A 231-nucleotide genomic window follows, 5' to 3' on the forward strand; every position below is an offset into this window, starting at 1 on the left:
CGCAAATGGGCGCGCGAGCAGGAGTATCGGCTGATCAAGGAGATCTGGGCGTTCACCGAGGACCGGATCGCGGTGCGCTTCGCCTACGAGTTCCACGATGCGGACGGGCAATGGTTCCGGGCCTACGGGAACGAGAACTGGGCGTTCGATGCCAACGGCCTGATGCGTGAACGGCATGCCAGCATCAACGACCTCGTCATCACCGAAACCGAGCGCAAGTTCCATTGGGAC

General features: G+C 61.9%; 1 protein-coding gene. It reads left to right on the forward strand.

The features are described from left to right. Window positions 1-231, forward strand: a 231-nt coding sequence (locus CVH10_RS24860) for a DUF1348 family protein (protein ID WP_146143434.1), incomplete at both ends; no start/stop codon positions are given.

The sequence above is a fragment of the Halomonas sp. ND22Bw genome (assembly GCF_003011945.1).
GTDB lineage: Bacteria > Pseudomonadota > Gammaproteobacteria > Pseudomonadales > Halomonadaceae > Halomonas > Halomonas halophila.